21 protein-coding genes are annotated in these 22,708 nt (G+C 34.7%); 15 read left to right on the top strand and 6 right to left on the bottom strand.

Features of this window, described 5'->3' with window-relative positions; genetic code table 11:
• Positions 1-121: 121 nt before the first annotated feature.
• Positions 122-1,615, top strand: coding sequence for an MFS transporter (locus ACIP9C_RS14790; RefSeq protein ID WP_401011810.1), 1,494 nt, complete (start codon positions 122-124; stop codon positions 1,613-1,615).
• Positions 1,616-1,851: 236 nt separating this feature from the next.
• Here the strand turns inward: ACIP9C_RS14790 and ACIP9C_RS14785 are convergent, their stop codons facing one another.
• Entirely contained in the window at positions 1,852-2,472 is a 621-nt protein-coding gene (locus ACIP9C_RS14785) for a flavin reductase family protein (protein ID WP_401011809.1), read from the bottom strand.
• A 211-nt stretch (positions 2,473-2,683) separates the two neighbouring features.
• Here ACIP9C_RS14785 and ACIP9C_RS14780 point away from each other — a divergent pair, with 211 nt between their 5' ends.
• The 5 genes from ACIP9C_RS14780 to ACIP9C_RS14760 all read left to right on the top strand — a co-directional run bounded on the left by ACIP9C_RS14780 (position 2,684) and on the right by ACIP9C_RS14760 (position 5,594).
• Positions 2,684-3,010 (top strand): pyrophosphohydrolase domain-containing protein, encoded by a 327-nt coding sequence (locus tag ACIP9C_RS14780; RefSeq protein WP_401011808.1) that lies wholly within the window; start codon positions 2,684-2,686, stop codon positions 3,008-3,010.
• Positions 3,011-3,091: 81 nt separating this feature from the next.
• Positions 3,092-3,421, top strand: a complete 330-nt coding sequence (locus tag ACIP9C_RS14775) for a hypothetical protein (protein ID WP_401011806.1) — start codon at positions 3,092-3,094, stop codon at positions 3,419-3,421.
• A 268-nt stretch (positions 3,422-3,689) separates the two neighbouring features.
• Entirely contained in the window at positions 3,690-3,950 is a 261-nt protein-coding gene (locus tag ACIP9C_RS14770) for a hypothetical protein (protein WP_401011804.1), read from the top strand.
• Positions 3,951-4,049: 99 nt separating this feature from the next.
• Positions 4,050-4,583, top strand: a complete 534-nt coding sequence (locus tag ACIP9C_RS14765; RefSeq protein ID WP_401011803.1) for a hypothetical protein — start codon at positions 4,050-4,052, stop codon at positions 4,581-4,583.
• A 162-nt stretch (positions 4,584-4,745) separates the two neighbouring features.
• A complete protein-coding gene (locus ACIP9C_RS14760; RefSeq protein WP_401011801.1) occupies positions 4,746-5,594 on the top strand; it encodes a hypothetical protein in 849 nt (282 codons plus the stop codon).
• A 1,162-nt stretch (positions 5,595-6,756) separates the two neighbouring features.
• Here the strand turns inward: ACIP9C_RS14760 and ACIP9C_RS14755 are convergent.
• From ACIP9C_RS14755 to ACIP9C_RS14745, 3 genes are all read right to left on the bottom strand, one after another.
• Positions 6,757-6,912: a hypothetical protein gene (locus ACIP9C_RS14755; protein ID WP_401011799.1), complete on the bottom strand. Its 156-nt coding sequence runs from the start codon at positions 6,910-6,912 to the stop codon at positions 6,757-6,759.
• Positions 6,913-7,000: 88 nt separating this feature from the next.
• Positions 7,001-7,300, bottom strand: a complete 300-nt coding sequence (locus tag ACIP9C_RS14750; protein WP_401011797.1) for a hypothetical protein — start codon at positions 7,298-7,300, stop codon at positions 7,001-7,003.
• A 396-nt stretch (positions 7,301-7,696) separates the two neighbouring features.
• Entirely contained in the window at positions 7,697-7,963 is a 267-nt protein-coding gene (locus ACIP9C_RS14745) for a translation initiation factor 2 (RefSeq protein ID WP_401011795.1), read from the bottom strand.
• Positions 7,964-8,449: 486 nt separating this feature from the next.
• Between ACIP9C_RS14745 and ACIP9C_RS14740 the strand changes: the two genes are divergently transcribed.
• The 7 genes from ACIP9C_RS14740 to ACIP9C_RS14710 all read left to right on the top strand — a co-directional run bounded on the left by ACIP9C_RS14740 (position 8,450) and on the right by ACIP9C_RS14710 (position 16,799).
• Positions 8,450-9,190: an N-acetylmuramoyl-L-alanine amidase gene (locus tag ACIP9C_RS14740; protein ID WP_401011793.1), complete on the top strand. Its 741-nt coding sequence runs from the start codon at positions 8,450-8,452 to the stop codon at positions 9,188-9,190.
• 366 nt (positions 9,191-9,556) lie between these two features.
• Positions 9,557-11,074 (top strand): lmo1851 family serine protease, encoded by a 1,518-nt coding sequence (locus ACIP9C_RS14735; protein ID WP_401011792.1) that lies wholly within the window; start codon positions 9,557-9,559, stop codon positions 11,072-11,074.
• Positions 11,075-11,142: 68 nt separating this feature from the next.
• Positions 11,143-12,045: a CobW family GTP-binding protein gene (locus ACIP9C_RS14730; protein ID WP_401011790.1), complete on the top strand. Its 903-nt coding sequence runs from the start codon at positions 11,143-11,145 to the stop codon at positions 12,043-12,045.
• A gap of 377 nt (positions 12,046-12,422) precedes the next feature.
• Positions 12,423-13,094, top strand: coding sequence for a CAP domain-containing protein (locus ACIP9C_RS14725; protein WP_401011788.1), 672 nt, complete (start codon positions 12,423-12,425; stop codon positions 13,092-13,094).
• Between the two features lie 177 nt (positions 13,095-13,271).
• Complete coding sequence (locus ACIP9C_RS14720) at positions 13,272-14,705, top strand: spore germination protein (RefSeq protein WP_401011787.1); 1,434 nt, start codon at positions 13,272-13,274, stop codon at positions 14,703-14,705.
• A complete protein-coding gene (locus tag ACIP9C_RS14715) occupies positions 14,702-15,586 on the top strand; it encodes a GerAB/ArcD/ProY family transporter (RefSeq protein WP_401011785.1) in 885 nt (294 codons plus the stop codon). Before ACIP9C_RS14720 ends, ACIP9C_RS14715 begins: the two co-directional genes overlap by 4 nt.
• Before the next feature lie 133 nt (positions 15,587-15,719).
• A complete protein-coding gene (locus tag ACIP9C_RS14710; RefSeq protein WP_401011783.1) occupies positions 15,720-16,799 on the top strand; it encodes a Ger(x)C family spore germination protein in 1,080 nt (359 codons plus the stop codon).
• Positions 16,800-16,868: 69 nt separating this feature from the next.
• Here ACIP9C_RS14710 and ACIP9C_RS14705 read toward each other — a convergent pair whose 3' ends face one another.
• Complete coding sequence (locus ACIP9C_RS14705) at positions 16,869-18,218, bottom strand: MATE family efflux transporter (RefSeq protein WP_401011781.1); 1,350 nt, start codon at positions 18,216-18,218, stop codon at positions 16,869-16,871.
• A 175-nt stretch (positions 18,219-18,393) separates the two neighbouring features.
• On the opposite strand from ACIP9C_RS14705, the gene ACIP9C_RS14700 reads away from it, so the two are divergent.
• Positions 18,394-19,470, top strand: coding sequence for an undecaprenyldiphospho-muramoylpentapeptide beta-N-acetylglucosaminyltransferase (locus tag ACIP9C_RS14700; protein ID WP_401011779.1), 1,077 nt, complete (start codon positions 18,394-18,396; stop codon positions 19,468-19,470).
• A 56-nt stretch (positions 19,471-19,526) separates the two neighbouring features.
• On the opposite strand, the gene ACIP9C_RS14695 is transcribed toward ACIP9C_RS14700, so the two are convergent.
• On the bottom strand, positions 19,527-20,075 hold the full coding sequence (locus ACIP9C_RS14695; RefSeq protein ID WP_401011777.1) for a GNAT family N-acetyltransferase: 549 nt from the start codon (positions 20,073-20,075) through the stop codon (positions 19,527-19,529).
• A 550-nt stretch (positions 20,076-20,625) separates the two neighbouring features.
• Between ACIP9C_RS14695 and ACIP9C_RS14690 the strand changes: the two genes are divergently transcribed.
• The gene (locus ACIP9C_RS14690; RefSeq protein WP_401011775.1) at positions 20,626-22,653 is read left to right on the top strand and encodes a diguanylate cyclase domain-containing protein; all 2,028 of its coding nucleotides are present in this window, start codon (positions 20,626-20,628) and stop codon (positions 22,651-22,653) included.
• The last annotated feature ends 55 nt before the right edge of the window (positions 22,654-22,708 follow it).

Raw genomic sequence — 22,708 nt, 5'->3', positions numbered from 1 at the left:
TGATTTATAAGTCATTTTCGATGAAATTTTGTTTTTTTACTTTAAAGAAATTAATAATAAATTACATATTGGATAGCTTAACAATAGTATCAATTAATTTTAACAACGAGGAGGATTTCGATTGGCTGATTACAATCACCTTAATAGCCCAAAATTTAAAAGAAAATCGAAACCAAAGTTGAAAAAAGAAGAAATTACTGTTGTTGACACGAGTTCCGCCCGAAAGGCTGTTATAGCAACTGCTGTTGGTAATGGAATGGAATGGTTTGATTTTGGAATTTACTCTTATTTAGCTGCTACAATTGGACAAGTATTTTTTCCTGAAGTAAGTGGTCCTATGCAATTAGTATTTTCTTTTGCGACGTTTGCTGTTGCCTTTATTGCTCGACCTATTGGAGGAATTTTCTTTGGAATGCTCGGGGACCGTTTAGGCCGTAAAAAAGTCTTAGCTATTACTTTAGTCATGATGGCTCTGGCAACATTGAGTATTGGCTTGATTCCAGCTCATTCATCTATAGGGTATACTGCTACAGTACTTTTACTCATTGCACGTTTAGTTCAAGGATTTTCTTCGGGTGGAGAATATTCGGGTGCTATGACGTTTATTGCGGAGTCCACGCCAGATAAAAAAAGAGGGTTTATGTCAAGTGGTCTTGAGGTTGGGACCTTAGTCGGCTATATCGCAGGAGCTGGTCTTGTTACTTTACTTACTTATATTTTAGGGGAGGAAACAATGTTAGATTGGGGTTGGCGAATTCCATTTTTCTTATCAGCCCCTATTGGTTTAATTGGCTTTTATTTGCGAAATAATTTAGAAGAAACACCTGCTTTTGAAGCAATGAAAGAAAAAAAATCAGATGATGACAATCATATATCTGTAAAAAATATTTTACAATTTCATTGGAGAGCAATAGTTGTCGGAATGTTTGTTGTTTTCTTTTACATCGTTGTAAACTATATCGTTTTATCTTATATGCCATCTCATTTAACTGCTGTTCTTGGATATGGAGAAGCAGAAGGGCTTTTATTAATTGTCATTGTAATGGTTATTATGATTCCAATTGTTCTATTAATGGGATATTTTAGTGACCGCATAGGAGCGAAAAAGATTATTCAAGGGGGATTAATCGGGCTAATCCTTTTAAGTATACCTTCGTTTAATTTGATTGGTAGCGGAAATACATTACATGTATTTTGGGGGTTATTAATTCTAGCAGTATTTTCTGCTTCTTTTCAGGGAACAATGCCAGCACTATTGCCCTCCCTATTTTTTACAAATGTGAGGAATGGGGCATTGGCGATTACCTTTAATATTTCTGCGTCATTGTTCGGTGGTACAACACCTTTACTTGTATCATGGTTAATTAGCAAAACGATGAATGAAATGGTACCTGCATACTATGTCATATTTGCATCTGTTGTTGGTATTATCGTTGTAAGTATCTTTCTAAAAGATACTTCAGGCAAAGCACTTCGAGGTTCCCCGCCAGCTGTCGAAGAGAAAGCTGAAATTAAAGAGATTTTAGAAGAACCAGAAGAAGCATTATGGTGGCACGAAGAAAGGAAAGAAATTGAAGATCGCATTGAAGAGCGTTTGGACGAAGGAAAGTTATAGTGGGAATAATTATCGGCGTGTTTTTCGATTAAGGGCAATTGTGGATTGCTTTTCAAGTGTAGCTGATAAAGCAAGGGTTATATAAACAATAAGAATAAAGCAACCGAACAAAATCAATCATTTTTTAAATGAAATTGAAGCAGTAGGTTGCTTTTTCGTTTTAGCTTTCGGTTAGTGAAAATTTTTGTTAAAGGTAAAATAGCTTATTAGAGCTACTATCCTAACTTCGGAATTATCTAGGCTCGAAAATTGTTACCTAACTTGTTACCAAGTGCAAAGTAATGACGGAAATTATAAATAAGTGGGCTCCATTTATTTGGATCAATATGATTTTCTTCAATAATAATTTCCGTATGTGCATGTACGTGTACTGCTTGTGTTTCGACAATGGCAAAATGAGGAGAATAGTCTGGGATACGAATGTGTTGAACCTTTGCCTCAATTTGGATGGGACACTCCATAATCCGAGTTGGTTTTACTAATGTGGACTGTATAGGCGTTAATCCACTAATATCATATTTCTCTTTTTTATAAGTATAGCCAGTTTGCTTTTTATATTCTGGAACTGGATTTTTCCCTGTAAAAGGAGCTAACTGTTCAACATTCTCGCAAAGTGAATGGTCTGGTATATTAATCACACATTCTGGATGTCGTTCTAAATTTTCAATTGCCTTCCCACCAATACCAATACCTAATACAATATAGTCTCCTAATGCCCAAGAAGATGATAACGGGCTAATATTCACTGTTCCATCCTCATTTAAAGTAGTTAGTAAAATTACTGGGAATCCATAATATAAAATTTTAGGATTTATCATTTTTGTGTTGGGGTTGGGCAGTTGCTTTATTATTTTCATTTTAGTTCCTCCCACTCATTATTCTTATTTTCAAAATTCATTGTAAACTATTAATATTTCGAGTTATATCGAAGTGTCGATTACATATAAAATTTTCTTTAACATTAATGAATGTTGTTGTGCCGATTAATAAACTATTGAATAGAGCTATTAATTAACTAGAAATATATTACAATAAAAGTGTGATATGCCACTATAAAGGAGAATGACAATGCCTATTTATAATAAGTTAGTACGAGATCAGATTTTAGAAATTATTGAAGCAGATGGTTTAAAGTATAATGCAAGAATTTTAGAACCACAGGAGCTTCTAGTAGAAGTAAAAGCAAAAATGATGGAAGAGGCTAAAGAGTTTCATGAGGCAGATAGCGTTCCAGAGGGCGTTGAAGAATTAGCCGATATTTTAGAACTAATACATACAGCTTTAAATACGCTAGGTGTAAGTTATGAAGATCTAGAAGAGATTCGTGAGCAGAAAAAGGCTAGACGTGGGGGATTTAAGAAGGCGATTTATTTAATTGATGTAGAGGATAAATGATAATTGGAACTATTTGTATAACCCGAACGTCTAAATGTTAAATAAATGGAACTTGTAAAGGGGAAATAGGGGGGGTAAGAAGTGATTGGTTTACTTAATATTGGCAGTTTAGTGATTGGTCTTATTGCATGGCTACTTCCTGTCGTTGGACTTATGCAATCTAAAAAGAACGACTTTAAAATATGGGGATTGCTTTCAAGTTTGAGTTTGAGTGCTTGTAGCATTTCACTTATTTTTCAACTGTACTATCAATACCATCTCGTTAATATTGAGGATTGGAGTGCGCTTATGGACACTACAGGAGCTGTCATTTTCGCTGCAACAGTTCTTCTTGGCGTAACTGTCATTTTGAATATTTTATCGCTAGTTGTTTTATTTAAAAGAATGCAAACTGCTAACTATAGAGGGTGAAGGGGTTATTTTTCATTCAAGTTATGCCAAAACAAAAGTGGATTTTTTGGGATATTAATTTCATTGAAAACGAAGGAAAGCGATTGTGCAAATAAGGGCAATCGCTACTTTTACAATCATCGCATATATATATACTAAGTGCGTGAAAGTGGCACATTAACTTGCTTATTAAAAGTCTTCCACTTCTATAAGATGTGCATGAAAGCCATTTATGCATTGAACCTGAGAAGGTTGAGCACAGACAAATTGATTGAAGGGAGCAGAAACGATGAAAAAATCGTATACGAAGTTTGAAAAGATAAAAATCGTTTTTGGTGTTGTACTTTTACTGCTTGCACTACTTGGCTTTAGATATGCTCATCTTACGAATATCGCGATGACAATAGTAGCTATAATAATGCTAGTGACTAAAATACAAGATTTAAAAAAAGGCAAAAAAACAATCTCGGACTATTTGCTAATTGGTTTATGGATATTATTAACCATCGCAATGTTCCTAACCACTGTTATGGAAATTATTAATTCTTAGGTTATAGAACACAATCCTTCACTTACATCAGAAGTAAGAAAGGATAGTGTTCATTTTTTTGGAGAAAATATACCTAAATATAATTTAGGAGCGATAAAAATGACGAAAAATATACTGCTTTCATTGTTTTTCGTAAGTATTTTCCTATATGGAACAATTAATGAATCAGTTTATGCAAATTTGAATGATCGTCCTCAACCGTTAGAGCAATTTCTTCCTCAAATAGGATACAAAACAATTGAAGCTGCAATTAGAGATTTTGAACAACATTTTAATCAAGAACTTAAACTGCCACTTCGGGTTCCACCAATAACCTTTACACATCAGTTCGGAAGGTTTAATTCTGATCAACATTTAGAAATAACGATGATAAGTGATGAATGTCCTCAAAACCATTATAAAATTGATATACGGCCTATTGAGCAAAAAATCAACTTTGAAAAGTATATTTCAAATGTTTTCAAATTGAAAAATGGCAATAATGCACTTTATATTGATAATCCGAAAATTGGATTTAATTTATTAGTTATGGAGAGAGATAATTGGCAATACGTGTTTAGTATCGATAGAGATGTGGCAGACAAAGTAACAGCTGAAACGCTTATTCAAATAGCAAATACGATAGACTATTGATAACATGTTTTCTCTTATGAAGTAAGAAATTGAGTTGCTTAAAATCTTGTGAATGGTATCCACTTTAAAAACTGTTTCTTTTGCGGTCTTTTTGAAAAAAGCATTACTTCACTAAATTCGTCCATACTACAAATAATTATTGTTTTTATTTGAATAGGGGATATGTTGGTGAAGAAAATAATGCTAATTACAATGTTGTCACTCGTGGTAGCAAATGCTTTATCGATCGTTGTTCACGCGAATGAGCAACAAGAAGAAAACTTCATCCAAATTGTTAAGGCATTTATGCCGTTGAACTCTTCACTTATCAATCCCAATATGCCTGTCTCCACAAAGTCCATTCAATTTTATGATTTTAACAACGATGGGCAGAAAGAAATCATTTTTACGTTTGAAATAAAAGCAAAAGATCAACCTGCTCCTTCCCATTTTGGCGTAATTGTTCTCAAAAAGGACCAAACAGGATGGCATAAAGTGTGGGAAACAATAACGGAAGGCGTAAGTTTGGACGTTTCTGGTTTGATAGACATTACAGGTGATGGCATAAAAGAGTATTTATTCGGTGTTACAATCGGTGCAGCAATCGGAAATGAACTTGAAGTTTTCCAATGGGGTAATCATTCATTAAAAGAGATTGCAGAAATTCCTTATCATAAAATGGATGTTGTAAAAGAAAAACAAAAAGTGGCTATAGCAATTTGGCAACTGTACATTGGTGATAGCTATTTAGTGGATGTCCTAAAATGGAATGGCGACAAGTTAGTTGATGATGAAGCTTCCTATTTGAAATACTATCCGAAAATCGAAAAATTTTATCACGATAAAATTTCACAAATGGATGCTTGGTTTTATTGGTATTGCCTCGCAGATGCCCAAATAAAAGCAAGAAAATTAGATGAGGCTTATCGTTCTATCCAAAAGGGAATTGAAATAGCTAAGAAATCTGCTGTACAAGAAGCAGTCCAATACTTTGATGATTTAATAAAAAAATTAATGAACAAGAAAAAATAATCGATTCATTCTAAAGCGCGTACAATAGATGGAACGCGCCTCTTTTTTGCCAATGAATCAGATCAGAGAGTTGAAAGGGGAGTTATATTACCCCGAAATTTACCATTTCATGCATGGCAATCTTGGACGAGTAATCGCGATAGCCCGTTAATTGCGCATTCTTTTCGAATAAATCACGAACCAAATAAAATATAAAGTGGTAACAGCTGATAGACCTAATGAAACATATCGATTTTGTTCATATGGCAACATCATATAAAGTACTATGGCAATGATTAATGCGGGGAAAACCGTGTAAAACCAAATCCTCACAGCTTTATTTTTAAACGAAACTTCAAACCTTTGCATGCAATCACCTATTCCTTCCCCAAAAAATTATTTCTCCCAAAATTTCCCTATTTCATTAAGGTGAAAAAATCCAGCAACTATAAATAAACATCCAATACCTTTATAAGTAATCGTTTTAAATGTTTCATTAAAGACAGTTATATTCATAAAAAGTGATCCAATAAAAATAATCACGAAACCTATAATGGCGTTCACTATTTTCAGAATCATCAATAAAACTTATAATGTTTTAATTGTTCTGGCGGCAGAATTTTGCCGTAAATTATATAGTGTTCAAACTGTCCTATGTGTTCTTTATCATGAACAAAATAAATATAGACATTATTTGGCTCATCAACAAACATAACATCCACCGAATCGATTGGTAATCCTCCTATATATCATTGGCACTCAATGGATTGAATATCTTCCTCTGTATATTTGATTTCTTCTATTTAAACAGTCATACAGTCATAAACTGTATGTTCATAAAATTGCTTCTTAAATTGCACAAGGCAATATGGACATAGCACAATGAAGAGTAATAAAAAATAATAAATTTTTTTATACAACTTCACCTACCTCGTCGAGCTCGTACGCTTATTATTCAATTATACCATGTGAAATGGAATATTACGGAAAAATAATTCACGGCACACAGAGCTATTAACAAGAGGAGTCAATAAACAGATTGCGTAAGAGTTCTAGCTGGGGAAGAGGTGCAGTGAAAGGCGGTCAGTGATTCATCACATCTTATCGTTGGACGAATAATACATATGTATACTAAACGCTATTCATTAGTCATATTGAAAACAATACTGAAAGAAATATTGAGTTATGTACAAACCCACGATTCAAAGATTTTATCTATGACCATTTTCGTTTCTTCGTTATTCATCCTTTCGTCAATTCCTAATTGTGCAAAAGTGAAAGTCTCTTGTATTCTTTCTTTATATTTCGTATTTACTGCAAAAGTGACTGTTCGGCTCATTTTGAGTATCCTCCATTATGTATGTAATAACACTGGACTTATTTCTAGACAATGAGTCTTAAACGCAAGTCCAGTATAAAAAGTAGAATCAGTGTTTTACAATTTCACTTTTTAAGACTTCTTCATTCCTATTTTGGTTCTTTTGGATACATAAAATAATAAGTGCTTGTACAGTCATCGCAAGTACGATAAAAATTAAATGCGTATTTTGATAGAACCATTTTGAAATGAAATAAAATATAGGTGCCGATGATAAATAAGAGATATATTGATTTTTAGTTGCAATAAAAACGATGGTTGCGATACAAGAAGTAACCAATAAAAGTTCTACTATAACACCGATTGAACTACTGTCTAGATAGTATTGTAAATCGTTCACATAGGACATGCCAGGTTCACCTCACTTTGTTACAAATAATTATTTACAAAAATTGTAACATATTAAAGTTGTATGTGGAAGTTAATTGGTAAATTGCAAGTGAGTGAAATATATGTCATTAGCCTGATTGTAAGATTTGATTAGATTTCACCTTTTCACCATGCCTAATTGATCAAATTTCTACTTTGTCCTCTTCTGAAATATATAACTGTATATAATGATGAATTGGAGAATTTAATGAGAATGCACCAAGTTATTGTTACATTCTACAAAAATCCAAACCTCTAGCTATAGAGATTTGGACGGATGTTACATTACGGATTTTCCTAATTCACTGTGGGAGCTTTAATTATGTAAATGGGTTAGAAGCAGAGCTAAAGATTTTTGATGATCAATGCTTGTATTTTATTTTAAATATTTTTTTATGTGTTTTAATTCTGCAATTAAGTAATCGATTTGCTTTTGCATGTTTTCTGTCTGTTTTGATTGGTTCGGTAAGTCTTGAGAACTTTGGTTGCTTGCTTTTTTTAATGATTCTAAAGTGAGCCCCGCGGCAATTGTTTGAATGCCATCTCCTAATGTAGAAATAGACGTCCCTATATAGGCAAGCTTTGCAGCGTAAATATCGAGTGAATCCGTAGATTGGTTGGAATTGTTTTGATTATTGTTCATTGTAAAGCCCTCCCTAATTCCTTTTAATTCTCGGTCATCTTATGACTATCTTATGCGCCCGAGACCAAAAAGGGGAATGGATATCATGCTTTCTTGAGACATTCTGTTAAATAGTATTCTGAAGTGCATTTTAAAGAGCAACATTTGCCGATAATTTTGGTTCATGTCAATTTCGAAAAAATGATGTTCTGTAACAAAACCACCTTTTGAATTACGCAAAAATAAATCAAAAGTTGAGATGCAATAGCTTTAGGTGTTTCGCGTAATAGAGTGGATATAAAAACACAAATGAACTTGGCAATAGCGCATACTATAGCATTAAGCATCCATTCATATGGATGTTACTTATGGCAAGTGACGAGACGAGAGCAAGTAAGTTAAACAATAATGCTCGTTATTTAGACCAGTTACAGTTTAAGTAGACGGTTTTCTAATGAGTCACTATAAAGAGTATGAAACGTAATTTAATAGGAGGGGGGTAATCGCGTGGTATCAATAAGACAAAAATTAGTACCTGCAAATCAAGCTGCCAAGATTACGAATGGGAAAAATAATGCAAAAAAATACATCGTTGTCCATGAAACAGACAATACGAGCGTAGGAGCGGATGCAGATGCCCATGCTCGACTACAAATTAATGGTAATAGCAGAGCGGCAAGCTGGCATTGGCAAGTAGATGATCATGAAGCAGTACAATCTTTTGAGCACTATTGGGAATGCTGGGGAGCTGGAACTTATACAGGAAATACGCAAGGAATCCAGGTTGAAATATGTGTTAATAGTGATGGCAATTTTAATAAAGCTGTAGAAAATGCAGCAGCTTTAATAGCAAAAATAATGAAAGATGAGAATATATCAATCCAAAATGTCGTTCAACATCATTATTTCAGTGGCAAAAACTGTCCGAGAAATATACGTGCGGGGAAAGTCTCATGGACTAATTTTTTGAAAATGATAACAGATATTGATACGCCACAGCCCGAAAAACCACCAACCGAGTCAATGAAGTACCGTATCATCACTGGAACATATAGCACTCGAAATGCAGCTGTTAGCGTAGTAGATGTAATGAAGAAACGTTTTGGTTGGGTTGCTTATATTGAACAGGAAGGCGCGCAATATCGTGTGAAAACAGGAACATTTACAGGGCTATCTGCTGCCAAAAGTGCAGAAATAAAGATAAAAACGGCCAAATTAGCACAAGTAACATATATTATAGAAGCTTAATTACTATAAAACAAAATCTATGAGTATTTTAGTTGACTGCGTATAGGAAATGAGTAAAATAGAAAAGCAGTACTATTATATACTTTAAACTTAGCAGCTAAGAGCATGGATGTGCCTCAGGAAGGTATCTGGGGCGCTTTTTATTTATAAATTGTAAATAGAAAGCTTATGTAGAGATACTGTTCTATTCATAGAAAAAGGTCTAGAAAAAACAGCCTTTTTAATGCGCAATTTTATAAAGTTAATAGAGGGACAAGAGCTGTCATGAAATTTTGACACGCTTTTTCTTTTCGTCTCCTCTATAACCTGTTAAGATGGTAATAGTGTGACAACAAGTTAGTGTATATGAGAGTGGTGACAATCAAGATGGACGAACAGAAAAAAGATGGTTTAGAGCAACAGCAAGAGCAAACACAGCAAGTAGAGATGAAACCAGCGGGACAATTTATTCAGATGAAACCGTTTAAATTTATTATGCTGATGTTCTTTACAATCTTAATTACCGCAGGCTTAACAATTTTTGCGTTAACATTCGGTGAAAAGAAGGTAGTAGAAGTAAAAGTTCCGATAGAACGTGCGGAATTTACAAAATTATACGAAGCATTTGATATGCTAAAAGACAAATACTACAAAGATATTGAAGATGAAAAAGTAGTGGATGGTGCTATTAACGGCATGTTTGATGCATTAGAAGATCCATATTCTGATTTCATGGTGAAAGATGAAGCAGAACAGTTTAATTCTGGATTATCTTCAAGCTTCCAGGGAATCGGCGCTGAAATTCAAGAACGTAATGGTTTCATTACTGTTGTGTCACCTATTAAAAATTCACCTGCTGAAAAAGCGGGATTATTACCAAAAGACATAATTTTAACTGTTGACGGCAAAAGTATACAAGGGTTTAGCGCTTCTGAAGCAGTTGCACTAATTCGTGGTGAAAAAGGCACTCCTGTTAAGCTAACAGTGAAACGCGGAGAAAATGCTGAGCCAATTCAAATGACGATTGTTCGAGATGATATTCCTGTTGAAACGGTTTATGGTGAAATGCTAGATGGAGATATTGCGCATATTCAAATTACATCGTTTAGTGAAGAAACAGCAAAAGAGCTAGAAAAAATACTTGCTGAATACGAAGGAAAAGGCATGAAAGGGATTGTCCTTGATTTACGCCAAAATCCAGGTGGGTATTTAAATGCAGCAGTTGAAATTTCTAATTTGTTTGTGCCCGAAGGTAAACCGATTGTGCAAGTGCAACAAAAAGACGAAGAGCCTGAAATTACGAATGCTGCAGCAGGGAAAAAATACAATTTACCTGTAACTGTATTAGTTGATAATGGGAGTGCTTCAGCATCCGAAATTTTAGCAGCCGCTTTAAAAGAGTCAGTTGGTGCAAAAATTGTTGGTGAAACTTCATTCGGTAAAGGGACTGTACAAAATGTTACGCCATTAAAAGATGGTTCTAATTTAAAATTCACTACTGGTAAATGGTTAACACCAAACGGTAACTGGATCAATGAAAAAGGTATTGAACCAGATGTAAAAGTAGCTTATCCTGCATATGCTTCTTTACCAATTATAGATCCAACGATTGAAATGAAAGACGGCTTGCAATCAGAATCAATAAAAGTGGCTGAAGAAATGCTAGAGGTGCTAGGATATGAGCCTGGTAAAGCTGACGGTATCTTTGACCAGTTTACAGAGCGTGCGGTGAAAAAACTGCAAGCTGATAATAAGCTTGAAGAAACAGGCATTTTATCGAATGAAACTACTTACGCATTAATGGATGCGTTACGTGCAAAAATGAAATCAGAAGATCCTCAACTTTTAAAAGCAAAAGAACTTATTTCTGATGCAAAAGATCAAACTGAGAAAAAAACAAACTAACACAGTAGCTGTCGCAGAAGTCGTCTCGTACGGCCCATGCGATGGCTTTTTTAATAGGAGGAATGATTGTGAAGGACGTATATTTATTTAGTGGGTTTCTAGGAAGCGGTAAGACTTCTATGCTGACAGACGTAATTCGACAACTAAAAGAAAAGGGATTAAAGCCAGCTGTTATAATGAATGAGCTTGGTAAGCTGCCATTTGATTCACAAGCAGTGGAAGAGGATGTTCCTCTTAAAGAGATGCTAGAAGGCTGTATTTGTTGTTCAGGTGCTGAAAAAACAGAGGCTCAAATTCAATCTCTACTATTAGATAGTGAATTTGATGTGCTAATTATCGAAACTACTGGAGCTGCTCATCCTGTAGAAGCATTGGATGCTGTCTATTCCCCCATTTTTGCCGAGCAGTTAAATGTAAAGGGCATTGTCACAGTTGCAGACTCAAAGCTATGGTTAAATCGTGAAACATTAACGCCACAAGTTCGTACATTATTTATGGAACAAATTCGCCATGCGCATTTATTACTGGCCAATAAAACGGATTTGCTAAGCGAAGCGGAGCAAGCTAAAGTAGTCTATGAGCTACAAGGTTTTAATCCACATGCTTTTATTTTGCAAACTACAAATGGACGTGTACCATTACATTTACTTGAAAGTTTAACGGCTACCGTACAAATCGATAAACAAAATATTATTAAAGCACCCATATCATCAATGCATTTAGGCTCTCGATTAGTGGAGTTCGACGGTGTGCACTTTACACAGGAGCAATTTGAGGATTGGGTACGGACATTGCCAGATTCAGTTTATCGGATGAAAGGGTACGTTCCAATCGAAGGTGTTAAAAATCCAATGCTGTTTCAATATGCCTATGGAATGGTGCAATGGCTTCCAGAATACATTAAAATGCCAGCAAAGCTTGTTTTAATAGGTGAAAATATTGGGATTGTTAATGTAATAGGTATTGATTAAATTGAGCTAAAAATAAGTTTTAAGAGTATTTCTGCGCGTGCACTAACTAGATAGCGTCAAGCTATCCAGTAGGGTCGAGCAGAATTTTTTTATTTTAGTTCAGTTTCTATAAAATTTTATTGCTTCTTTTAATGGATTGCTATAGGAATAAACTGTTCTTTTAAAAAAACATAGTCTATAAATAGCTTCATTTTGAGTATTGTCAACCCTATATAAAACGTAAGTATTTCATTGCTTGGTGAAACTTGCTAAAAATTATAACAAAAAAACCCCTGTTTAACGTAAACTACTTTTCTATTGGAGAAGCTAGCAGATGTTGGGAAGATTTTTAATAGAATCGTACTTTACGATAGGTTGCAGAGAGGAGAGATTGCAAAATGAAAAAAACACTTACTGCAATTTGTGCAACATTTCTTTTAGCAGCTCCAATTCAGTTGGCTTCTGCTGCTTCTAATACTACAGAGGGGAACACAGCAAATCAGACAACTAACTGCAAAGTTTACTATTATAATAATTGGTCAAATCACAAGTGGGTTGTAACGAAACCACATACGACAGCACCATCTAAAGATACTCAAACAAATCAACAATCAAATCAACAATCGAATCAACAAAATAATACAACAACGACACCACCGACTACTTCTACACCGACGACAACTACTTCGGATGTGAATGCTTTTGAACAAGAGGTAGTAAAATTAACAAATGCTGAGCGTACAAAAGCTGGTTTAAAAGCATTACAAACAGATGATAAATTAATGGCTGCTGCTCGAGAAAAATCTCAAGATATGCAATCAAAAAAGTATTTCTCACATACTAGCCCAACTTTTGGTTCACCATTTGATCGTATGAAAGCTTTAGGTATTACTTACAAGAGTGCCGGCGAAAATATCGCTCAAGGTCAACGTACACCTGAAGAGGTAGTACAAGCTTGGATGGATTCACCAGGTCACCGCGCTAATATTTTAAATGCTAATTACACACATATTGGTGTTGGTTATGTGAAGTCTGGAAACTACTGGACACAACAATTTATTCAAAAATAATAATGTGGATGTTTACGAGAAACAAAACAATCAAAATAGGATGTCCAATAAGTCTTTAAGACTTATTTGGACGTCTTTTTATTTTGAAAAGAACAGAGAACTGAACAATTAAAAAGAAGACATTGCAGTTTGAGAAAAGCCCTTTTTGCCTATACTTCCAAGTATAGGAGGCGTTTTATGGATAAAGTGGAATTAATGATGAAAAGCCTACAAAAAGCATTTAATCATTCGTCTGACTTTACAGTGAGACAAGTAGACTGGCGAGAAGGAACGTCTGCTATTTTATGCTTTTATTCCTCGCTCGTAGATGCAAAAGAAGTGCAAAGAGTACTCGATACTATTTATGCGCGTTTAGATACAAACAAGCCTTTTTGGAGTGAAACGTTAATAACCACACTTGAGCCATTTTCTCTACCACTAGCTATTGAGCATATTTGTAATGGAGAAACACTGATCGTTATACCTGAAACTGGTGACATGCTTTCGCTTACTGTTGTGAACCAAGTACAACGAAATCCTGACGAGCCAAATAATGAGCATGTTCTCCGAGGATCACATGAGGGGCTTGTCGAAGGCCTCGAAACAAATCTAGCATTATTACGGAAACGAATTCATAATCCAGCGCTTGTAGTTAAATCTTTTTCAATCGGTAAAGAGACAAATACGAAAGCATATTACTTATATATTGATGGGGTCATAAAACCTGAAACTTTGGATGAGATTGAAAAACGTATTGACGCCATTAACATTGAATATTTTTATAGTGTTGGTCAATTAAGTGATGAGTTAGAGGATTCTGTTTGGTCGCCTTTTCCACAATTGCTAAATACGGAAAGACCAGATCGCGTTGTAGCTAATTTAGTAGAAGGTAAAGTCGTATTGTTAACGAATATTTCCCCGACAGCTTTAATAGCACCTGTAACGTTTTTTTCCTTTTATCAATCGCCTGATGATTATAATGGTCGTGTGTTGGTCGGTACCTTTTATCGGATAGTTCGGTTAATGTCATTTCTTGCAGCTGTTTTCTTACCTGCATTTTATATTGCTATTATCAGTTTTCACTTTGAAGTACTTCCTTTAGAGTTGAGTAATCAAGTAAAGAATGACGTAAATGAAATACCTTATCGACCGTTAATAGAAGCCCTTATTTTAGAAATTATTATGGAGCTTATTCGAGAATCCAGTATACGATTGCCACAATCAGTAGGTCAGACGATAGGCATCGTTGGTGGTTTAGTAATAGGGGATGCTATTGTAAGTGCTGGCTTAGTATCAAATTTAATGGTGATAGTAGTCGCTTTAACCGCAATTTCAAGCTATGTAGTGCCTTCAGTTGAGCTAAATACATCAATTCGTATGCTTCGATTTCCATTTATGTTGCTCGCCTCTTTATTTGGATTTTTCGGTATTGTCATTGGAGTTGTTGTGCTATTGATTCACTTGATTAATTTAAGTTCATTAAAACAACCATACTTTGCACCAATTGTGCCATTTCAGCCAAAGGAAATATACAAAGTTTTTGTACGAGGACCGTATTTCAAACCAACTGTCCAAGTCACAACTTTTAGTCCACCGAAGGATAACAGTGTAAAGAATGGTGATACACCTTGAATTTTTCCCTATCTAAAGGACAATTTTTTTTACTATTATTTTTTATTGAAACAGGATTTATTTATATATCCTTTCAAACGCCATTAATTAGTGAAAGTAGAAATATGGCTTGGGTACTATTTATCGTAGCAGCAATATGGCATTATTTTTTATTAATATTTTTTGAACGTTATTATCGTTATTTCTATTTAAATACTTTTTTTCAATGGGTATATAAAATTTACTGGTTTTTAATGCTCGCATCATTTATAGCCTATATGGAGTTTGTATTAGCATCATGGGTTTTACCTCAAACACCCGAATGGATTGTGATCTTTTTTATTGTGGCTCTATCGTTATATGCCAATTTAAGTCGACCTGAAACAGTAATCAATATTGGTGTGATGCTTATTCCACTCATATTTATTTTTATCATTTTTTTAATGCTAGCGGTACCAGATCTCACATGGACAAATTTATTTCCGCTTGATTTTACTATTAAAAAAGAAATCATTCAGGGCTTTATTCATAGTGCATTTGCATTTATGGGCGCAGAAATGTTTTTAATATTTCGCCCCTTTTTACAAAAGGAATTAACTTTAAAGGGCAAGCCGATATTCATATATCAGCTTGTAATTTTTGTATTTTATTTAATCTCAGTGCTTTTTTCTCAAATGTTTTTCACTATTGAGGAAATTAAACTAGTACCAGAGCCAATTATTTATATTTTAAAATCACAAGAAGTGACATTTGTGAAGCGACTTGATATTTTCTTTGTGTATATTTGGTTATCTTGGTCAATCGTTACTGTAATGATTGTGAATTTTACCTTTAGAGTCATCCATTTTGTAAAAGAAAGAAACGTCCTAAGTTACAAATTATTGTTTATCATGTTTTGCTAGCGATTGTCCCGCTTTTTTTTGTTAAATTTAGAGTGATTGAATTTATGAAAAATTCCTTCCATTATATATTTTTAATTTTTACCTTTCTATTGCCTATACTCATTATTTTTTGGAATAAATGGAGGGGGAAAGAGTGTATCGAAAAGGGATAATATTACTGTTGATTGTATTCCTTGCTGGTTGTTGGGATGAGCGTTTATACAAAAACTCGTCAGTTGTGTCACTCGTTGGCGTTGAAGGGAAAGTAGGCGAATATAAAGGCTATTACGCTTACCCTAAGTTAATTGACAATAAAAGTAAAATAATGGTAATAGAAGCGGAAGGCATTTCTCCCCGCGATATCCGTAATAGAGCTGACATGAAAGTGGAACAAACATTAGACTTATCTGAATTAGCAACACTTCTCATTTCCAGTGATACTGTAAAAGAACCTCTTTATGACATTTTAGATATTTATTTTCGTGATCCTCAAAATCCGATATCTATTAAAGTTGCGTTGACTGAAGGGGATGTAAAGCCTTTTATTGAGTTAACTAAGGAAGTAACAGACAATGCAGGAGGATACTATCAGCGCTTTATTGAAAGTACGGAGAAAAATACAATTTACCCCAAACTTGATTTGCAAATGATTGGCTCGACGCTGTTTGATGATGCAATAGATATATCAATTCCCTATATAAAAATGAATACAGAAAAAAATATGGCAGATGCGGCAGGGGTTGCTTTGTTTTCTGGTCAGGTATTTACAGGGAAAATCTTAAATCCTAAACAATCGTTAAGTATGCTTTTATTAAGGGATGAAGCAAGTCAACACGCACGTATTGAATATATGATGAATTTAAATGATAAGGAAATACCTGTCACTTCTGAGGTCATTCATTTAAAAAGAAAGTGGACAATCTACGAAGACATGAAAAAAATAACGATGGACTATAAAATTGATTTAGAAATTGATGAGTTTTCAAAGAATCATTTGTATAAGAAAGAAACTTTAAAAACGCTAGAGGATAATTTTCAACAAAGAATTCAAGCTGACTTTGAGGAAGTGCTTCAAATTCTACAAGAACAGAAGTCAGATACTTTAGGGATAGGGCGATATATTCGTGCCTATCATCCAAAAATGTTTAAGGAAGACTGGCACGAGCAATATGCTTCCCTTACATTAGAGCCGAAAGTGAAAGTTTCAATTATTCGTACAGGGATTCTCCGATAGTAAGGGCTTTAGTCTTTTAATACAGAAAACAACGCAAAAATGTCCATATTCAACATTTTTGCGTTGTATTTATCGTAAAATGAATCTTTTTTGTACGAGCAGTAGGCGTATTAATAATGTAATAGCTCCAGCAGATAGGCCAGCTACAAGCCCAAGCCAATATCCAACTGGCCCGAAGTTAGTATAGTTAGCTAGTAAATATCCTGTAGGTAATCCGATAATCCAATAGGAAATAATCGCCATAATAAATGTTATCGTGACATCTTTGTATCCTCTTAAAGCTCCTTGTACTGGAGCCTGAATAGAATCTGATAACTGGAAAATGGCAGCAAACACTAAAAATTGTTGTGCATATTTTAAAACTAACTGATCACTTGAATACATTGTCGCAATTTGTTCGCGCAGTAAGTAAAGAATACAAGCTGAAAAAAAGCTAAATACAATGGCTGTCCCAACGCATAAATAACTATAAATTTTTGCATCATGTAGTCGACCAGCGCCAATTTCGAAACCTACTAAGATCGTAACACCCATTGAAATACTAAGTGGCACCATATATAACAATGATGTAAAGTTAATTGCGATTTGATGTGCAGCAATAATTTCAGTACTAAAGCTGCTCATCATCATCGTTACGGCAGAAAATATACTCGTTTCCGCAAATAAGGAGATGCCGATTGGCACACCAATAACTAAAATCTCTTTCCAGCTTAACCATTCCAGTTTAGGCCATTCTCGGAATATATTAAAGTGTTCAAAAGGCACCCGCTTTGCTACTATCCAAACGGTGATAAAGAAAATTAACCAATAAGTAATGGCGGTAGCGACACCAGCACCCACACCGCCAAGCTCAGGCGCACCAAATTTGCCGAAAATGAAAATGTAATTTAGTAATATATTAATAGGTGTTGCAAGTAGCGTTATAATCATTGTTACACGTGTTTGACCTAACGCATCGATAAAGCAACGTAGGACAAAAAATAAAAAAAGTGGTATAAGTCCAACGCACATTGCATGAATATAGGATTTGGCAATGTTATGTACAGCTTCTTCTAATTGCATATGTCCAAGTATCCAATCGAGTCCCACAAATAATAAAATAAATATGATGGCAGAAAGAACTAGGGCAACATATAAGCCTTGCTGAACAGCCTTTTTTGCAGCATATTCTTTCTTTGCTCCCACGAGTTGGGATACAATCGGCGTTATCGCTAATAGAATACCAGAAAGTCCCGTATAAATAGGCATCCAAATGGATGAGCCTATCGAAACCCCTGCTAAATCGGCTGTTCCGTAGCGACTAGACATTAAAATATCGAAAAAAGAGATAAGATAAATGGCTACTTGGGTGACTAAAATCGGCACAATGATTTTTAAAATTAAAGCATACTTTTGTTTTAACGTTTTCGTTTTATCCATAGTAAGTAACTTCCTTTATAAGCATAATGAATTAGTATAGCATAGAGTAGACATAATATGACTGAAAAATTAAAAGCTTCATCTATATCTTTTCTTTCGCATATAGTAAAATAAAAGACTGTAAACAAAAAGTAGCGGTTGGCTACAATGGCTTTTAAGGAATAGGAGAATTTACGTGAAACAACTAACAATCATTTTAACCGGTGGTGGGACAGCAGGCCATGTATCACTTAACCAAGCGATATTACCTTCTTTACTTGAACTAGGTTATGATGTCCACTATATTGGTTCAGAGCAAGGTATTGAAAAAGAATTAATAAGCGAGGCATTTCCTAAAGTCCCTTTCTATGGGATAGCAAGTGGGAAATTGCGTCGTTATTTCTCTATGAAAAACTTTACAGATCCTTTTAAAGTGCTTGCTGGGATTATGCAAGCGTTTAGTATTATAAAAAAAGTGAAGCCAGAGGTCATCTTTTCAAAGGGTGGTTTTGTCTCTGTGCCTGTTGTAATGGCAGCTAAATTGGCTGGTGTACCAGTCGTAATACATGAATCAGATGTAACGCCTGGCTTGGCAAATAAAATTGCCCTACCTTTTGCTTCTCATATCTTCACTATTTTTGAAGAAACGCTGCAGCATTTACCAAATGAAAAAGCAACATGTACTGGTTCCATTATTCGTGAAGAATTATTTACTGGTGACAAAGCAAAAGGTCTTTCTTTCTGTGGTTTTACAGCAGCTAAACCCGTTCTTTTAGTTATGGGTGGAAGCCTTGGATCTGTAGTGTTAAATGATGCATTACGCCATAATCTACCTGAGTTACTTCAAACATTCCAAGTAATTCATTTATGTGGAAAAGGGAATAAAGATGAAAGCTTGGAGTCAATGCCTGGCTACAAACAATTTGACTACGTGACAACTGAATTACCTGATTTGCTGCATGCAGCCGATTTTGTCGTTTCACGTGCAGGATCTAATTCTATTTTTGAATTTTTAGCACTTCATAAACCAATGTTATTAATTCCACTTTCTGCTCAAAAAAGTCGTGGCGATCAAATTTTGAATGCAAACTTATTCAAAAAACAAGGATATGCCGAAGTATTGCAAGAAGAGGAACTAACGAAGGAATCTTTCATAAAATCAGTATATACATTAACAGAGCGAAAATCCGAAATGACAGCTACGATGGAAAAAACCCAAAGACCGAAAACGCCAGATGAAATGGCGAAGTTAATATTACAATATAAAAAATAAAAAGCAATGTGTGCTGTTATGATAAACAGTACACATTGCTTTTTTGATTGTTTCTATTACATTGCTTGTTCTTCGCCTTCTTGTGTTTGATTGGCAGTTGTCAGATAGAACAAGTCACGTGGAATTTTATATAAATTGAATTGTGCCTCGCCACTATTAACTTGTGCTAATAATGTAGGATGACTATCATTTGCACTTACAACGTAAGGTAACTTTAATGCGGCACGCTGTGATTTAATATTTTCTACTCGAATACGAAGGAAAACCGTATTGAAATTATAATCAAAAAATAATTCATTCAAAAAAAGCATTTTTGCCTTTTGGTTGTAACCTTGCCCTTGATAAGGGAGTCCTATCCACGTTCCGAGGAAGCCCGCACCGTCCTCAACATCATGAATGCTAATGGTGCCGATTGGTTGCCCCCAATCGTCGGTAATTGTCCTTGAGATAGCGAGCCCTCTCGCTTCTTCTTCGATTAGTTGCTTGGTCATAAACCAGTATTCATCCGCCGATTTGGCTTTTTGACGGACGAAGGGAAAAACAGATGGATGCGATAATAGCTCATAAAGCTCTGTACATTCATGTAGGTCTCGATGTTTAAGCATACGAAACGCCTCCTTTACAAGGGTAGTCAAAACAATTCCGTTAAAGCATAAAGAATAAAACTAAAATTCGTACTGGAATTAAAAACCCAAAGAACTAGACGTTATAACTATGATATCCATAATCTCCCGCTGTCTTACTGATTTTGCGACCATACCGAAAAATGGCTAGTTTTATTGATATAATATAACAAGTCTACTGCTTGGTGCAATCAATTTGCTCTTTTAAACAAAAAATAAGTTTAATTGTCAGTTAATTCAGAATAATAGAGAAAAAACACTATTTGCTTTCTTATGTTATATATGGATAAAAAGTCTTTTATAGTATTATATTACATCAAAATGGCGAAAATGGTATTACCTTAGTATCGTTTTCTTGATTTTTTAATAAAATATCATCAAATTTTTCTCCAAAAAGGATAGAATCTTTCTTAATTCAAGAAAGTTAAACGAGTGTAAATATGGTATAATATTAGTGTAATTTTTATGTTATAAATAAATACCATTTATAACGAATTTATATATATGTGACTTTATAATGGAGAGTGACATTATGGAATATCTTTTAAGCGAAAAACTTTTCAATCAACTATTTGTTGGAGAAGATTTCGTCTATTTAATGAAAAAAGTTGGAGACGATTATCAATATGTTCGCTTAAATCAGGCTGCCCAAGTTCTGGTATCTACTAATGCCCTTGGGAAAATGCTGTCAGCTGTTACTTCTCGTCGGAATTTTGTCATTATTCAAGAAAATTATCACCGAGCTATTGAACAGCATCAACAAATCGATTATGTGGATTATGCTTATGTTAAATCAGAAGTTAGAAAATATGAGACCTCTGTCCGACCGATAAAAGACGGGGATGATAACTATATTTTAGCTATTACAAAAGAAATCTTATATGACAGAAGTATTGAAGATAAATTTTTATTTATGCGATCAATGTTTGACCATGCTTATTTTTCAACAGTCATTTTATCTGCAGAAGGTAGTATATATGAAGTAAATACAAGCTTCATAGAAGATTTTAATTTAGATAATGATATGGTGAAACATCAGCCGTTCATTGACTTACCTATTATCCCCCATGAGGAAATAGAGAAAATACAAAACTATTTGCAAAGGGCTGCAATGGGCGAAAATATTGGTGAAAAGCTGATTAAGCTTCATACATTGGATAAACAGGAGCGCATGTATTTAGTATCGTTGTCACCAGTAATGCAAGGTGATAACTCCTTTGCTATTTTTCTTATCATGCAAGATTTTACACAATTTACAGAGCAAAAGGCAGAGCTGCGTTCAAAAACCCATGGTCTCGAAGTGTTTAAGGCGGCTTTAAATTTCGCAACTTCTATTGCTATTTTAGATAACGAAGGCACGATTATGGAAGTGAATGATTTATTTTTAAATGCTTCGGGATTTACTGCTGAAGAGCTAATTGGTCAACCGTATAATCTTATCGAGCCACGTAATAATAAAAAAGGAGTTTTTCAAACAATCAACGAATCCCTTGTGTTGGGGGAGGTTTGGCGAGGGGAGCTGTGCTATCGCACCAAATATCATGCAGACTATTGGGTAGAGGCAGCCATTGTGCCATTGAAAAATGAATTTGGCAAAGTGGAACAATATTTATCCATTAACTATGATATTACGGACAAGAAGAGAATGTTAACGGAATTGAAAAATATTGAGCGTACTTTCCGATTAATTACTGAAAATACAAATGATTTAATTGTCATCATCAATGAGGATGGCATTATTATTTATGCCTCACCGTCCTATAGGATGTATTTAGGCTATGAGATTGTTGAATTACAGGGGCAGTTTTACAATAGTATAATCGACGAGCAAAGTAAGCCAGCGTGGCAAGCATTTCTAAATGATTTTACAGCTAAGTCGGACACACAGTTTGAACTTTTGCTTAACTCAAAGGATGGTACGCCTGTTTGGACTGAAGGAAATGTCACCGTCGTGCATGATACAGAACGCGAAACAATTTCCCAAATAATAATGGTTTCACGTGAAATTACTCATCGAAAAGAACGAGAGAATGATTTACTATATCTAGCCTATCACGATAGCCTAACGCAGTTACCGAATCGAAGGTTTTTATTGAAAGAATTCCCCAAACTTCTTTCGGACGCACATGCAAAAGACACTTGTATCGCAATGCTTTATATTGATGGTGATGATTTCAAGGATGTAAATGATCAATATGGCCATGATATGGGTGATGATTTTATCCGTAATTTCGGTAATGTGCTAATAAGATCTGTACGTAGTCATGATTTAGTCATTCGAATGGGTGGAGATGAATTTATCATTATTTTAACGGGTTTAACACGGAATTCTGAAGAGAGACAAGTTCAAATAATGCATATTATTAACCGTATTCGCAATGAATTGAAAAACGGATGGACTATAGAAAAGTACTTTTTTGCACCTACTGCATCTATTGGGATTGCTTATTATCCTGACCATGCAACAACGCTTGAGTCGTTAATGGATTTAGCAGACCAAGCTTTATATAAAGCGAAGGAATGCGGAAAAAATAATTTGTTTATTACTGGACCACTTTAAAAAAAGTCTGTACAAACGAGTATTTACTTGTGGTACAGGCTTTTTAATTGATGTT

Origin of the sequence: Lysinibacillus sp. NPDC093210 (genome assembly GCF_044753985.1) — a bacterium.
Lineage (GTDB): Bacteria > Bacillota > Bacilli > Bacillales_A > Planococcaceae > Lysinibacillus.
The sequence above is the reverse complement of the archived record's forward strand: the minus strand, read 5'-3'. Positions and strand labels throughout refer to the sequence as shown.